The sequence below is a fragment of the Nocardia sp. 149-1B genome (assembly GCF_057747975.1).
Genome location: NZ_CM173233.1, coordinates 2,567,548 through 2,581,279, shown reverse-complemented (window position 1 = coordinate 2,581,279; position 13,732 = coordinate 2,567,548). Strand labels below are relative to the sequence as shown.

At 71.9% G+C, this 13,732-nt stretch carries 12 protein-coding genes; 6 read left to right on the top strand and 6 right to left on the bottom strand.

Annotated elements, in window-relative coordinates; all coding sequences use genetic code 11:
* Positions 1–33: 33 nt before the first annotated feature.
* Both AC3ANS_RS12415 and AC3ANS_RS12410 read left to right on the top strand, forming a co-directional pair.
* Positions 34–813 (top strand): HipA family kinase, encoded by a 780-nt coding sequence (locus tag AC3ANS_RS12415; protein WP_488291898.1) that lies wholly within the window; start codon positions 34–36, stop codon positions 811–813.
* Positions 810–1,199: a DUF3037 domain-containing protein gene (locus AC3ANS_RS12410; RefSeq protein ID WP_488291897.1), complete on the top strand. Its 390-nt coding sequence runs from the start codon at positions 810–812 to the stop codon at positions 1,197–1,199. Before AC3ANS_RS12415 ends, AC3ANS_RS12410 begins: the two co-directional genes overlap by 4 nt.
* 54 nt (positions 1,200–1,253) lie before the next feature.
* Here AC3ANS_RS12410 and AC3ANS_RS12405 read toward each other — a convergent pair whose 3' ends face one another.
* The 4 genes from AC3ANS_RS12405 to AC3ANS_RS12390 all read right to left on the bottom strand — a co-directional run bounded on the left by AC3ANS_RS12405 (position 1,254) and on the right by AC3ANS_RS12390 (position 4,786).
* Positions 1,254–1,997, bottom strand: a complete 744-nt coding sequence (locus AC3ANS_RS12405) for a sirohydrochlorin chelatase (protein ID WP_488291896.1) — start codon at positions 1,995–1,997, stop codon at positions 1,254–1,256.
* Between the two features lie 121 nt (positions 1,998–2,118).
* Positions 2,119–2,865, bottom strand: a complete 747-nt coding sequence (locus AC3ANS_RS12400) for a phosphoadenylyl-sulfate reductase (protein ID WP_488291895.1) — start codon at positions 2,863–2,865, stop codon at positions 2,119–2,121.
* A complete protein-coding gene (locus AC3ANS_RS12395; protein ID WP_488291894.1) occupies positions 2,862–3,059 on the bottom strand; it encodes a hypothetical protein in 198 nt (65 codons plus the stop codon). The genes AC3ANS_RS12400 and AC3ANS_RS12395 overlap by 4 nt, the downstream gene beginning before the upstream one ends.
* Positions 3,056–4,786 (bottom strand): nitrite/sulfite reductase, encoded by a 1,731-nt coding sequence (locus AC3ANS_RS12390; RefSeq protein WP_488291893.1) that lies wholly within the window; start codon positions 4,784–4,786, stop codon positions 3,056–3,058. Before AC3ANS_RS12390 ends, AC3ANS_RS12395 begins: the two co-directional genes overlap by 4 nt.
* A gap of 379 nt (positions 4,787–5,165) precedes the next feature.
* Here AC3ANS_RS12390 and AC3ANS_RS12385 point away from each other — a divergent pair, with 379 nt between their 5' ends.
* Positions 5,166–6,617 (top strand): glycine hydroxymethyltransferase, encoded by a 1,452-nt coding sequence (locus tag AC3ANS_RS12385; protein ID WP_488291892.1) that lies wholly within the window; start codon positions 5,166–5,168, stop codon positions 6,615–6,617.
* Positions 6,618–6,642: 25 nt separating this feature from the next.
* Here the strand turns inward: AC3ANS_RS12385 and AC3ANS_RS12380 are convergent, their stop codons facing one another.
* Both AC3ANS_RS12380 and AC3ANS_RS12375 read right to left on the bottom strand, forming a co-directional pair.
* A complete protein-coding gene (locus tag AC3ANS_RS12380; RefSeq protein WP_488291891.1) occupies positions 6,643–7,764 on the bottom strand; it encodes a hypothetical protein in 1,122 nt (373 codons plus the stop codon).
* A gap of 69 nt (positions 7,765–7,833) precedes the next feature.
* On the bottom strand, positions 7,834–9,495 hold the full coding sequence (locus tag AC3ANS_RS12375; protein ID WP_488291890.1) for an acyl-CoA dehydrogenase family protein: 1,662 nt from the start codon (positions 9,493–9,495) through the stop codon (positions 7,834–7,836).
* A gap of 17 nt (positions 9,496–9,512) precedes the next feature.
* On the opposite strand from AC3ANS_RS12375, the gene AC3ANS_RS12370 reads away from it, so the two are divergent.
* From AC3ANS_RS12370 to AC3ANS_RS12360, 3 genes are all read left to right on the top strand, one after another.
* Positions 9,513–10,496, top strand: coding sequence for a YihY/virulence factor BrkB family protein (locus AC3ANS_RS12370; RefSeq protein WP_488291889.1), 984 nt, complete (start codon positions 9,513–9,515; stop codon positions 10,494–10,496).
* Between the two features lie 10 nt (positions 10,497–10,506).
* The gene (locus tag AC3ANS_RS12365; RefSeq protein WP_488291888.1) at positions 10,507–11,607 is read left to right on the top strand and encodes a potassium channel family protein; all 1,101 of its coding nucleotides are present in this window, start codon (positions 10,507–10,509) and stop codon (positions 11,605–11,607) included.
* A gap of 105 nt (positions 11,608–11,712) precedes the next feature.
* Positions 11,713–13,713 (top strand): ATP-binding protein, encoded by a 2,001-nt coding sequence (locus AC3ANS_RS12360; protein ID WP_488291887.1) that lies wholly within the window; start codon positions 11,713–11,715, stop codon positions 13,711–13,713.
* The last annotated feature ends 19 nt before the right edge of the window (positions 13,714–13,732 follow it).

The following is a 13,732-nucleotide window of genomic DNA, read 5'->3' as shown; positions in this document are numbered from 1 at the left end:
GACCCTCGCGGGGCCGTGCCCTAGGGTGTGCCGGTGATCCCGACGGTCTCCGTGACCCGCTACGTCACCCCTCTGCGCGAGGGTGGCAGCCTGCCCGGCATCGTCGAGGGCGACGACCTGGGCACCTACGTCTGCAAGTTCCGTGGCGCCGGGCAGGGCGTGCGCGTCCTGGTCGCCGAGGTCGTCGTCGGCGAGCTCGCCCGGCGGATCGGCCTGCGCACACCGCGGCTGGTCGCGCTCGACCTCGATCCCGAGATCGCCCGCTACGAGGCCGACGAGGAGGTCCAGGACCTGCTCAACGCGAGTCCCGGGCTGAACCTCGGCGTCGACTTCCTCCCCGGCGCCTTCGGGTTCGACGGCGAGCTGCCGGCCGACCCCGGCGTGGCGGGGAAGGTCCTGTGGCTCGACGCGTTCTGCGCCAACGTGGACCGGTCCTGGCGCAACCCCAACCTGCTGGTCTGGCACGGCGAGCTGTGGGTGATCGACCACGGGGCCTCGCTGTACTTCCACCACGCGTGGCCCGGTGGGTCACTGCTCAAGGAGGGCGCCGCCGGCCGGTTCGCCGGGCAGCCCTGGGACGCGGGGGACCACGTCCTGCTCCCGCTCGCCCATGAGCTCCCCGTCGCGGACGAGGAGGTCCGTGCCCTGCTCTCGCCCGACGTCTTCACCGAGCTGCTGGCGGAGGTGCCGGACGCCTGGCTCGAGGCCGTCCCTGGCGCCGAGACCCCCGACGCGGTGCGGTCGGCGTACGTCGACTTCCTCGGCGCCCGGCTCGCGACGGGCTCCTGGCTGCCCGAGGTGGTGGCGCGATGAGTGAGCCGGCGAAGCTCGCCTACCAGTACGTCGTGCTGCGCTGCGTGCCCCGCGTGGACCGCGAGGAGTTCGTCAACGTCGGGGTCGTCGTCTACTGCCAGGCCAGCGACTTCCTCGAGGCGGCCTGGCTGGTGGACCGCGAGCGCCTGCAGGCCTTCGACCCGGGCCTCGACCTCGACCAGGTGTGCGAGGGGCTGGAGTTCGTGGCCGGGGTGTGCGCGGGTGACCAACGCGCCGGCGCGGCCGCCGGCAAGCCGATCGGCCAGCGGTTCGGCTTCCTCAAGGCGCCGCGCAGCACCGTCCTCCAGCCCGGCCCCGTCCACGGCGGTCTCACCCGAGACCCCGCCCGCCAGCTCGAGCACCTGATGGAGAAGCTGGTCGGCTGAGCCGGGCCGGCAGATGCCGAGCCGGCGCCAGTTTCCGCGCCGACTCGGCAGAGATCAGACGGGGACGAGCTCGACGGCGCCGACCGCGTACCGAGCCAGGATCGTGCGGGCCACCTCGGGGTGAGCGCCCAAGGGCGCGGAGACCGCGATCGCACCGGCCTCGAGGGCCAGCTCGGCCGCGCGGTCGGGGAGGAACCCGGGTGCGAGGAAGAGCGAGGCCACCGCGATGTGGCGGCGTCCCTCGGCACGGAACGCACGGACCGCCTCGCCGGTCGCCGGGGGAGAGGCCGAGGCGAAGGCCGCGGTCACCGGCAGCTTGTGGCGCGACCCCCACACCCGGGCGAGCCGGGCCACCGCCTGGTTGGCCAGCGGGTCGCTCGACCCGGCAGCGGCCAGCACGAGCGCATCGAGCTCACGCACCCGGTGCGCGCGCAGCGACTCGCGCATCCGCACGTCGAGCACCTCGAGGAACTGCGCCTCGAGACCGAGGATCGACGTCGCGCGGATCTGCAGCCCCGGGTGCCGGGACGCGGCCTCGGCGATCGCGCCCGGCACGTCGACCTTGGCGTGGTAGGCCTCGGTCAGCAGCAGCGGTACGACGACGATCTCGTCGAAGCCGGCCTTGACGAGCCGGTCGACCACCGTGGTGAACGAGGGCCGGGACAGGTCGAGGAAGGCCTGCTCGATGCGCAGGTCGGGTCGCATGGACCGGACCTCGTCGACCAGGGCCTTGATGGTCGCGGCGGACCTCGGGTCACGGCTGCCGTGAGCGAGGGCCACCAGTGCAGGAGCAGCCATCACGCCGCCTCCTTACGTGTGCGTGCGGTTGGTGCGGGGTCGTACGTCGTTACGCGGTCGGCCACGCTGCCGGTCGCGCGGTGTGCGGTGGTGCAGGTTGCGGTGTTCGAGAGTGCGGTGATCATGAGTGGATCCCGCACTCGGTCTTGGCGGTGCCGGCCCACCGGCCGCTGCGCGGGTCCTCACCGGGAGCCACGCGTCGGGTGCAGGGCCAGCAGCCGATCGAGGGGTAGCCGTCGTACGCGAGCGGATTGACGAGCACGCCGTTCTCGGCGATGTAGCGCTCGACGTCCTCGTCGCTCCACCGCGCCAGCGGCGAGACCTTGACCTTGCGCCGCTTGGCGTCCCAGCCGATCACGGGCGCGATCACGCGGTTCTTGGTCTCGGCCCGGCGTAGGCCGGTCGCCCACGCGTCGTACTCGTCGAGCGACGTCGCGAGCGGCTGGACCTTGCGCAGCTTGCAGCACAGGTCCGGGTCGGTCTTGTAGAGGTCGGGGCCGTGCTCCGCGTCCTGCTCGGCGACCGACTGCACGGGCGTGATCGTGATCAGGTTGACCGGCAGCGTCGCCTGGACGGCGTCGCGGGTGCCGATCGTCTCGGCGAAGTGGTAGCCCGTGTCGAGGAACACCACGTCGACCCCCGGCGCGACCTTCGAGACCAGGTGGCTGAGCACGGCGTCGGCCATGGACGAGGTGACGCAGAAGCGGTCGCCGAAGGTCGCCACGGCCCACTCGACGATGTGCTCGGCCGGGGCGAGCTCGAGCTCTGCTCCCCAGTGGGAGACCAGCTCTCGCAGCTCCTCGGGCGAACGGCCCGCGGTCTCGGTGCCCCGGTAGTTGCGAGCCGACCTCGTGGTGGCGGCGGTCACGACCGCACCCCCGGTGTCGACGAGCCGGGTCGCACCAGGCCGAGCATCTTCAGCGAGAACGCGCGCAGGCAGCCGCGGCACTCCCAAGTCCCGTGCGGGGAGCTGACCTCGCCGGCCTCGGAGACGACCTCGTGAGGACGGAGGTCCTCCTCGCCGCAGTAGGGGCAGTGGAAGGGGGTCGCCCGCTCGCTCACGGCGTCACTCCTTCCAGGACCCGCTCCCCGCGGAGCAGCTCCTCGTCGGCGCGCGCCACCCAGGCGCTGAAGGACTCGTCCTCGTCTCGGCCGGCGAGGTAGTTGACCACGAGGCTGCTGATGTAGTCGTCGAGCCCGGCGCTGGTGACCTTGTGGGCGCGCAGCTTGCGACCGAAGTTCGCCTGCAGACCGGTGGCGCCCCCGAGGTGGACCTGGAAGCCCTCGACCTGCTGGCCCTCGTGCATCACGAGCTGGCCCTTGAGGCCGATGTCGCCGACCTGCGTGCGCGCGCAAGCGTTGGGGCAGCCGTTGACGTTGACGGTGATCGGGGTGTCGAGCTCGGGGAACCGGCGCTCCAGCTCGTCGACGAGGTCGCGGGCGCGATTCTTGGTGTCGACGATGGCCAGCTTGCAGAACTCCAGTCCGGTGCAGGCCATGGTGTTGCGCCGCCAGGCCGATGGCCGGGCCGAGAGCCCGAGGGCGTCGAGACGGTCCAGCAGCTCGTCGAGGACGTCCGGATCGACCCCGATCAGCACGATCTTCTGGTACGGCGTGAGCCGGGCGCCCGCGACGGCGTACTCCTCCATCAGGTCGGCGAGCGCGACCAGGAGGGTGCCGGAGACTCGCCCGGCAGTGGGGGCGATGCCGACGTACCGCTTGCCGTCCTTCTGCTCGTGCACGCCGATGTGGTCGCGGTGGCCGACCGGTGAAGCCGGCGACTCGCACGACACGAGCGCGTGGCCGAGGTACTCGTTCTCCAACACCTCCCGGAACTTCTCCACGCCCCAGTCCTGCACCAGGAACTTCAGCCGGGCCCGGGAGCGCAGCCGCCGGTAGCCGTAGTCGCGGAAGATGGACGCCACGCCCTCCCAGACGTCGGGGACCTCGTCGAGCGGGATCCAGACGCCGAGCTTCTGCGCCAGCATCGGGTTGGCCGCCAGGCCGCCGCCGACCCACAGGTCGAAGCCGGGGCCGTGCTCGGGGTGGACCGTGCCGACGAACGAGACGTCGTTGGTCTCGGGCGAGACGTCGTGACCTGGGTGTCCCGTCACGGCGGTCTTGAACTTGCGCGGGAAGTTCGCGAAGTCCGGGTTGCCGATGTAGCGGCGCTTGATCTCCTCGAGCGCCGGGCTCCCGTCGATGATCTCCTCGCGGGCCACGCCGGCGACGGGGGAGCCGAGGAACGGCCGGGGGGAGTCTCCGCACGCCTCGAGCGTGGAGAGGCCGGCCGCCTCGAGGCGTTCCCAGATCGCCGGGACGTCCTCGATGCGGATCCAGTGGTACTGGATGTTCTCGCGGTCGGTGACGTCGGCGGTGTCGCGGGCAAAGTCGACGCCGATGCTCCCCAGGGCGCGCACCGTCGCGGGCGGCAGCAGGGCTCCGTCCGAACGCACGCGCATCATGAAGAACTCCGCGTCGAGCTCTTCCTCCGACAGCGTCGCGGTCTTGCCGCCGTCGAAGCCCGGCGCGCGCTGGGTGTAGAGCCCCATCCACCGGAACCGCCCGCGCAGGTCCGCCGGGTCGATCGAGGCGAAGCCGCGCTTGGAGTAGATGTTGACGATCCGGGCCTGCACGTTGAGCGGGCCGTCGTCCTTCTTGGACTGCTCGTTCTTGTTGAGCGGCTCGGTGTAGCCGAAGGCCCACTGGCCCTCGCCGCGCTTGGGGCGCGGGACGTCGGTGCGGGCAGGCGGCTTGGCGGTGTAGCGCAGGTCGGTCATCGGGGGCATTCCTCGGCGGGTCTGGCGAGCGACGCTCGAACCGTTCGGACCACGTCGTCGGGGGCCGTCAGCGGTGAGGTCAGCTGCGCCGGTCTGTTGGCGGGCGGCTGATCAGGAATGCCAACACATGGAGCTCCGCGTACGCCCGAGGTCCACGTGGCGTCGAACCACGAGGTACGCGTGCGTCGCAGCGGAGATCATGTCAAGCAGTCTCACGGGCCGGACGCCCATCCCACAAGGCGAAATCTCATGATGCGGACCGCCTGTCCGAAAGGTGAGACGATCGCAACGCCTGTCCACCGCGTCGAGGTCGACGCCTGAGGCCCAGGTCACACCGAGCGCGCGGACGACTCGGCGGCCGAGGAGCCCGGAATACTAGGCTAGAAGCATGACCTCCGATGCTCGCCTCAGCTCCCTCACCAGCAGCGCGTACCAGCAGGCCCTCGAGGTGATCGGCGCCGTCGAGCCCCGGATCGCGGAGGCGACCCGGCAGGAGCTGACCGACCAGCGCGGATCGCTCAAGCTGATCGCCAGCGAGAACTACGCGTCGCCGGCCGTGCTGCTGACGATGGGCACCTGGTTCAGCGACAAGTACGCCGAAGGCACGGTCGGGCACCGCTTCTACGCCGGCTGCCAGAACGTCGACACGGTCGAGGCGCTCGCAGCCGAGCACGCGCGCGAGCTGTTCGGCGCGCCTTACGCCTACGCCCAGCCACACTCGGGCATCGACGCCAACCTGGTGGCGTTCTGGGCGATCCTCGCCCACCGGATCGAGGGCCCTGCGCTGCAGCGCCTCGGCGCCAAGAACGTGAACGAGCTGACCGAGGCGGACTGGGAGACTCTGCGCGGCGAGCTGGGCAACCAGCGACTGCTGGGCATGTCCCTGGACGCGGGTGGCCACCTGACGCACGGGTTCCGGCCGAACATCAGCGGCAAGATGTTCCACCAGCAGCAGTACGGCACCGACCCCGAGACCGGGCTGCTCGACTACGACGCGGTGCGGGCCAAGGCCAAGGAGTTCAAGCCGCTGGTGCTCGTCGCCGGCTACTCCGCCTACCCGCGCCGGGTGAACTTCGCGAAGATGCGCGAGATCGCCGACGAGGTCGGCGCGACGCTGATGGTCGACATGGCCCACTTCGCCGGGCTGGTCGCCGGCAAGGTCTTCACCGGCGACGAGGACCCGATCCCGCACGCCCACGTGACGACCACGACCACCCACAAGTCCCTCCGCGGACCCCGCGGCGGCCTGGTGCTGGCCCAGGAGGACTACGCCGCCGAGGTCGACCGCGGCTGCCCGATGGTGCTCGGTGGCCCGCTCTCGCACGTGATGGCGGCCAAGGCCGTCGCGCTGGCCGAGGCGCGGCAGCCGGAGTTCCGGACCTACGCCCAGAACATCGCCGACAACGCCAAGTCGCTGGCCGAGGGGTTCCTCTCCCGGGGTGCCCGCCTGGTCACCGGCGGCACCGACAACCACATCGTGCTGCTCGACGTGTCGGGCTTCGGGCTCACCGGTCGTCAGGCCGAGTCGGCGCTCCTCGACGCGGGCGTGGTCACCAACCGCAACTCGATCCCGCAGGACCCCAACGGCGCGTGGTACACCTCCGGCATCCGCCTCGGCACCCCGGCCCTGACCACGCGTGGCTTCGGCCACGACGAGTTCGACCGGGTCGCCGAGCTGATGGTCGAGGTCCTGAAGAACACCCAACCGGGCACGACCAAGGACGGTGGTGTGTCGAAGGCGTCGTACGCCCTCGCCGATGGCGTGGCCGACCGGGTCCGCGCGGCCTCGGCAGAGATGCTCGACAAGCACCCGCTCTACCCCGGCCTCGACCTGGCGTAGGCCGTGGTGGCGGGCGCCCGCCGCGTCAGGACAGCGTGAGGCCTGCGCTCAGCAGCTCGCCCAGGGCGGTGACGGTGGTTGCCGGCGGCACGACGCTCGTCGTCGAAGTGGCGCTGAAGACCACCACCGCGAGGTCGCCGGCCGTGAGGGCGGAGCTGAGGCCGGTCACCCGGCACGTGCCGACGGTCCCCGCCACGGCGATCGTGTTGTACGCCGGGGCGAGCGAGCAGGTCGCGCCGGCGACGGGCGCGAACGGGGTCGCGCCCGACCCGGGTGCGGTGTAGAGCTGGGCGGTGATCGAGAGGCCTGACCCGGTCCCGAAGAACCCGACGGTGGTCAGCAGCACCCCCCGCGCGGAGAACGACGAGAGCGTCATGTTCGCAGGGATCACCTGCGCGACGGCGGCCGGCCCGGTGGGGGAGCTCGAGCTGAGCGGGTTAGACATGTCGATGCTGCCGACGGACCCCGTGCCCGAGATCGGTACGGCGACCCCGGCGCCGGTGCCACCGCCGGGCGGCGTGGTGAGCGTGACGAGCCCGTCGCTGCTGGAGGCCATCGCGGTGGTCCCGGCACCGTCGGTCCCGTCCGCGCCGGCCGGGCCGACCGCACCGACCGCGCCGGCGGGTCCGACCGCTCCGGCCGCTCCGGCCGGGCCGGCAGCGCCGGCCGGACCGGCAGGACCGACTGCGCCGGCAGCGCCCGCCGGGCCGGCGGGCCCCGCGGGCCCGGTCGCCCCATCGGCCCCCGCGGCGCCACGGAGGCTGACGCCCTCTGCGGGCCAGGCGGTGGTCTTGGGTCCGTAGATCCGGCTGGCGCTCAGGTCGAGGTAGAAGTCCCCGGGCATCCCGATGTCCTCGGCCGGTGCGCCGTCGCCGCTGAGGATCGTCGAGCCGTCCAGGCCGGCCGGGCCGCGGGCACCGCTCTTCTTCCAGGAGATCCGGTGCTCACGCACGGATCGGGGACCCTCGGTGACGCAGGGTGACGAGGGACGCTCGAGTCGCATCGCGCCGGTCGCGACGCTCACGCAGGCGGTGACCTTGCCGGACTTGCGCTCGGTGCCGGTCGCATAGCCGACGGCGGTGGACGCGGTGAGCGCCACGACGGCGACGGCGACGCCGGTCACCCGGGCGCGAGATGGCTTGTTCATCGAGAGACCCCTTGTCGTCCGGTCGGTGACCGCACGCTAGGGGCAGGTCCGCCGTCACGTCCGGGGGGTCTAGACCTCCTGGATCACCGGCGTCGCCCGAGCGACCATCGCGCGCAGATCACCGCCCTCGAGGGTGCCGAAGACGCCGTCGTACGACGTCCCGAAGCGCGATCCGCAGAAGAGGTCAGCGACCTCGGGCGGTGCGAAGCGCACCAGCAGCGCGCCCTGCAGGCAGGTCGCCATCCGGGCCGCCAGCCGCCGGGCGTTGACCTCCATCGCGCCGGGCTCGCCCATCAGCGTGCCGAGCAGGGCGAGGGTGTCCTCGACGGCACGGTCGAGGCGGTGGTCGCCCCCGCGGGCACGGCCGACCTCGGTGATCCAGGCGTCGAGCACCTCCGGCTCCCGCGTCAGGGCCCGCAGCACGTCGAGGGCGTTGACGTTGCCCGAGCCCTCCCACACGGAGTTCAGCGGTGCCTCGCGGTAGAGCAGCGGCAGGCCGGACTCCTCGACGTACCCGTTGCCGCCGAGGCACTCGAGCGCCTCGGCGACCAGGAACGGCGTGCGCTTGCACACCCAGAACTTCGCCAGCGGCAGCGCGATCCGCCGGAACGCCGCCTCGTGCGGGTCGGCGACACCGTCGACGGCCGCGGCCAGGCGGATCGCGAGCGCGGTCGCGGCCTCCGTCTCGACGGCGAGGTCGGCCAGGACGTTCTGCATCAGCGGCTTGTCGGCCAGCCGGGAGCCGAAGGCCGAGCGGTGAGCGGCGTGCCAGGTGGCCTCGTTGACCGCCCGTCGCATCAGCGAGGTCGAGCCGAGCACGCAGTCGAGCCGGGTCGCGGCGACCATCTCGATGATCGTGCGGACCCCGCGGCCCTCGTCGCCGAGCCGGTGCGCGACCGTGCCGTCGAACTCGAGCTCGGAGGAGGCGTTGGACCGGTTGCCGAGCTTGTCCTTGAGCCGCACGACGTCGAGCTGGTTGCGGGTGCCGTCGGGGAGGACGCGCGGGACCACGAAGCAGGTGAGGCCGCCCTCGGCCTGGGCGAGCACGAGGAAGACGTCGTTCATCGGGGCGGACGTGAACCACTTGTGGCCGTGGAGCGTGTACTCCCCGTCGACCGAGGTCGGACGCGCCTGCGTCACGTTGGTGCGGACGTCGGAGCCGCCCTGCTTCTCGGTCATCCCCATGCCGGCCAGGGCACCCCGCTTGCCGGAGGCGAGCCGCACGCCGGGGTCGTAGGACGTGGACGCTAGCAGCGGCGTCCACTCCTTGGCGATCGCGTCGTCGGTCCGCAGCGCGGGCACTGCGGCGTACGTCATCGAGATCGGGCAACCGTGCCCGGGCTCTGTCTGCGACCAGGCCATGAAGCCGGCGGCGCGCCGGACATGGGCGTACGGCGAGCCCGCCTCCTGCAGCTCCCAGGGCCGGGCGGCGAGCCCGTGCCCGACCGCCCGCTCCATCAGCCAGTGCCAGGAGGGGTGGAACTCGACCTCGTCGATGCGGTTGCCGTGCCGGTCGTACGACTTGAGCCGGGGATGGAACTCGTTGGCGAGCAGTCCGTGCTCGCGGGCCTCGGCGGTGCCGGCCTCGGCGCCGATCGGCGCGAGGTCGCCGACCACCTCGGGGCTGGCGTGACGGGTGACCGCCTCGACCAGAGCGAGGTCGGCGGTGACCACGTTGTGACCCACCAGCGGCGGTGCCTGGTTGGTGGCTGCCCGGATGTCGGAACGCATGGCCCTACGGTAGTTCCATGTCCGGGGCGGAGGGTGCGGAGCACCGCGACCAGGCGCCCCGCGCCTCGCCGATCGTGCTGCGCGCCCGCCAGGTGCGCGAGGTGGTCTGGCGGCTGGTCGTCACGACCGTCGCCTCGTGCCTGCGCCACCGGGTGACCGGCCTCGCGGCCGAGGCGGCGTTCTTCGCCGTGCTCTCCGTGCCGCCGTTGATCTTCGCCCTGGCCGGAGCCATCGGCTTCGTGTCCGACCAGTTCAGCGCCGCCCAGGTGGAGGACGTCCGCGTCGCGATCATCGACCTGTCCCAGCGGGCGCTGACCGACCGCGCGGTGCACTCGATCATCGAGCCCACGATCCGCGACGTGCTCAAGCCGGGGCGCTTCGACGTGATCTCGGTGGGGTTCGTGCTCGCGCTGTGGTCGGGCTCCCGGGCGCTCAACGTCTTCGTCGACACCATCACGATCATGCACGGCCTGGGTGGTCAGCGGGGGATCGTGAAGACCCGGGCGCTGTCGTTCCTCCTCTACGTGCTCGCCATGGTGACCGGGGTGGTCTCGGTGCCGTTGGTGGTCGCCGGCCCGGGGCTGGTCCACGACTGGCTGCCCGAGCGGCTGGACATCCTCATGGGGTTCTACTGGCCAACGGTGATCGTGGTGTGCATCTGCTTCCTCGCGACGCTCTACCACGTGTCGGTCCCGGTGCGGACGAACTGGACCTTCAACCTCCCGGGCGCGACGTTCTCGCTGTTCTGCTGGGTCGTCGGGTCCTTCCTGCTGCGGTGGTTCCTCACCGCGACGGCGTCCGACTCGCACTCGATCTACGGGCCCCTGGCCGCGCCGATCGCGGTGCTGCTCTGGCTCTACCTCGTGTCGATCGCGGTGCTGGTCGGGGCGGCCGTCAACGCGGCCTTCGACACGGTGTTCCCGCAGAACGCCACGACCAAGGCGAGGCTCGAGCTCGTGCAACGGCTACGCCGCCTCAGCGCTCGCACCGAGAGCGACTAGATTCACCCCCGTGGCAGAGGACTCCAGCGACATCACGGTGGACCGGGCGCGGGGGAAGCTCTCGCTGCCCGACCAGGTGCGCTCGCCGTGGTGGGAGCTCGGTCGCAGGCTGCTGCTCGCGATCGCGATCCTGGTCGGCACCGTGCTGCTGGTCTACCTGGACCGCGGCAACTACCGCGACGCCAACGACCCGACCGGGCGCGTCAGCCTGGTCGACTCGATCTACTACACGACAGTCACGCTCAGCACGACCGGGTACGGCGACATCGCGCCGGTCGCCCCGCACGCGCGGATGATCAACGCGTTCCTCGTCACCCCGCTCCGCATCGCGTTCCTGGTCCTGTTGATCGGTACCACCCTGGAGGTGCTCGCCTCCCAGGGCCGCGAGCTGTTCCGCATCGCCCGCTGGAGGAAGCACATGACATCCCACGTCGTCGTCGTCGGCTACGGCACCAAGGGCCGGGCGGCGGTCGACACGCTGGTCAACAACGGCCAGGACCGTGAGTCGATCGTCGTGGTCGACCCGGGTGCAGGCGCCCTCCAGGAGGCCCACGCGGACGGGCTGGCGGTCGTCACGGGCGACGCCACCCGGCAGGACGTGCTGCGCCGGGCCGGGGTGGGGGAGGCCAGCCAGGTCATCATCACCACCAACCGCGACGACTCCAACGTGCTCGCCACGCTCACCGTCCGACAGCTCAACCCTGACGTGTGGATCGTCGCGGCCGTCCGCGAGCAGGAGAACGTCGCGCTGATGCGGCAGTCGGGCGCCAACTCGGTGATCACCTCTTCCGACGCGGTCGGCCGGCTGCTCGGGCTCTCCTCGCTCTCACCCACCCTGGGGTCGGTGATGGAGGACCTGCTGACGTACGGCGAGGGCCTCGAGGTGGCCGAGCGGGACCTGATGGTCAGCGAGGTCGGCAAGCAGCCGCAGACGCTGCCCGACCAGGTGATCGCGGTCGTGCGCGACGAGAAGGTCTACCGCTACTTCGACCCGGTGGTCACCCAGCTGGCGCGCGGTGACCGGCTGATCGTCGTACGTCCTGCGAAGGAGCTGCCCTGGGCACCGCGCCCCGGCACCCACAACGAGGATCTCGCGACCGACGAGGACTGAACCACCCCGACACGCCTCCGTACGCGTTCGCACGCCTCCGCACGCTCGGGCCGCGGGACCGCTAGCCTGCACCTCACACACAGGTGGGGGCCTAGTGGGGGTGGGATGCCGGGCGACCGGACGAAGACGTATGCGCACGCGCGCCCTGGCGTGGCCTTCGGGCTCGCCGGGTGCTGGGTGCTGCTCGCGCTGATCGCACGTGAGCCCGCGCTCGACAGCCCCGGGTTCGCGACCGTGTGGCCGGCGGGCGGCATCGCCGCGCTGTGGTTCATGGTCCGCGGCGCACGGGGGCTCAGCCTCGACACCGCGTTGCTGGTCGCGGCGGCCGCCACCGCGAACGCGATCTTGGGCTCCAGCCTCGAGGTCAATGCGGTGTTCACGGCGACGAACGTCGGGCAGACCCTGTTCGCGGTGTGGCTCCTGCGCCGGTGGTGCCCGGACCTGTGGGGATGCGGTGGGGACCGCACCCTGGATCGCCCCCGGATGCTGCCGAGGTACGGCGGTGCGCTCGCTCTGGCGTGTGGCGCGGGTGCCCTGGTCGGCAACTTCGCCGCGGCGGCCGTCACGACCGAGCCGGACCCGATGGGCGGCGTGCTGTTCTTCGGGCGCAACCTGGTCAGCTGCCTGATCGTCGTCACGCTGGGCATCCTGGTCGGCCACTGGCGCACGCGTCCGCGTCCGCGGCCGCCGCTGCTGGCGGACGCCACCGTGGTGGAGCTCGTCGCGGCGGCCGTCTTCACGATCGCGATGTACGGTCTCGCCTTCGCGTTCGACGACCTGCCGCTGGTGTTCCCGCTGCTGGCCGCGACCGTGTGGTTCGGGCTGCGGTTCTCGACCCTCGTCAGCGCCGCGCACTCGATCGTCGTCGGCGTCGCCACCCAGACGTTCACGATGACTGGCATCGGACCGTTCGCGGCGGTGGAGCGCTCCGACGTGGGCTCGCTGCTCGCGGAGTTCTACGTGGCGACGATCGTCGTCACGGGGCTCGCGCTCTCCACGGGACGCGACGAGCGGCAGGCGCTCGCGGCGGAGCTCCGTCGGACCCAGGAGGAGGCGGTCTACCAGGCCAGCGTCCGCGAGGCCGTGATCCACTCGATGACCGAGGGCCTGTTCGTGATGGACACCTCGGGTGAGCTGCTCGTGCACAACGCCGCGGCCGCCGAGATCTTCGGGCTGCGGCCCGAGGCTCTGGAGTGGGGCGCCCTGGTGGCCAGCTCCGCGCGCTGGGCCGACGGCTCGGCGACCCCGCACGCCGAGCGCCCCTCCAGCCGGGCCCTGCGCGGCGAGGCCGTCCACGACGCCGAGATGCTCGTGACCCGTCCCGACGGCACCGAGCGCATCGTCTCGGTCTCGGCGATCCCGCTGCCCCGAGACGAGGTGCGCGATCGTGCCCGCGCCCTGGTGCTGTTCCGCGACATCTCCGCCGAGCACGCTCGGCGTGCGGAGCTGGCGGCCTTTGCGGGAGTCGTCGCGCACGACCTGCGCAACCCGCTGGCGGCCATCGACGGCTGGACCGAGATGCTCTCCGACGAGCTCGAGGACGGCACGCTCTCCCCGGACCTGGCACGCGAGTTCGTCGGCCGGGTCGGCTCGTCCTCGCGCCGGATGCACGACCTCATCCGCGACCTGCTCGCCCACGCCACGAGCGGCCAGCGAGACCTCGAGGTGACCCGCGTCGACATCGGCGCGCTGGTCGCGGAGGTGGCCGCGGGGCGGCACGCCGAGCACCAGGTGCGGGTCGAGTCCCTGCCGCCGGTCCTCGCCGACCCCGTGCTGGTGCGCCAGGTGCTCGACAACCTGCTCGGCAACGCGCTCAAGTACGTCGCACCCGGGGTCGAGCCGGAGATCGTCGTGCGCGGGTGCCGCAGCGACGTCCGGCTGGTCACCGTGCACGTCGCGGACAACGGCATCGGGATCCCGGCGGAGGAGCGCGAGCGGGTGTTCGAGGAGTTCCACCGGGCGCACTACCGCGGCTACGAGGGCAGCGGGCTGGGCCTGTCGATCGTGCGGCGGATCATCACCCGCCACGACGGCACGATCCGGGTGCGCCCGAACCCGGTCGGCCAGGGCTCCGTCTTCGAGTTCACGCTCCCGGCGTACGACTGAGGGCACCCGGCCGGTCCTG

Excerpts from the sequence above, each read along its gene's own strand:
- AC3ANS_RS12385 (WP_488291892.1), top strand. The coding sequence starts at position 5,166 with ATGACCTCCGATGCTCGCCTCAGCTCCCTCACCAGCAGCGCGTACCAG.
- AC3ANS_RS12370 (WP_488291889.1), top strand. The coding sequence starts at position 9,513 with ATGTCCGGGGCGGAGGGTGCGGAGCACCGCGACCAGGCGCCCCGCGCC.
- AC3ANS_RS12390 (WP_488291893.1), bottom strand. The coding sequence starts at position 4,786 with ATGCCCCCGATGACCGACCTGCGCTACACCGCCAAGCCGCCTGCCCGC.
- AC3ANS_RS12360 (WP_488291887.1), top strand. The coding sequence starts at position 11,713 with ATGCCGGGCGACCGGACGAAGACGTATGCGCACGCGCGCCCTGGCGTG.
- AC3ANS_RS12380 (WP_488291891.1), bottom strand. The coding sequence starts at position 7,764 with ATGAACAAGCCATCTCGCGCCCGGGTGACCGGCGTCGCCGTCGCCGTC.
- AC3ANS_RS12375 (WP_488291890.1), bottom strand. The coding sequence starts at position 9,495 with ATGCGTTCCGACATCCGGGCAGCCACCAACCAGGCACCGCCGCTGGTG.
- AC3ANS_RS12410 (WP_488291897.1), top strand. The coding sequence starts at position 810 with ATGAGTGAGCCGGCGAAGCTCGCCTACCAGTACGTCGTGCTGCGCTGC.
- AC3ANS_RS12405 (WP_488291896.1), bottom strand. The coding sequence starts at position 1,997 with ATGGCTGCTCCTGCACTGGTGGCCCTCGCTCACGGCAGCCGTGACCCG.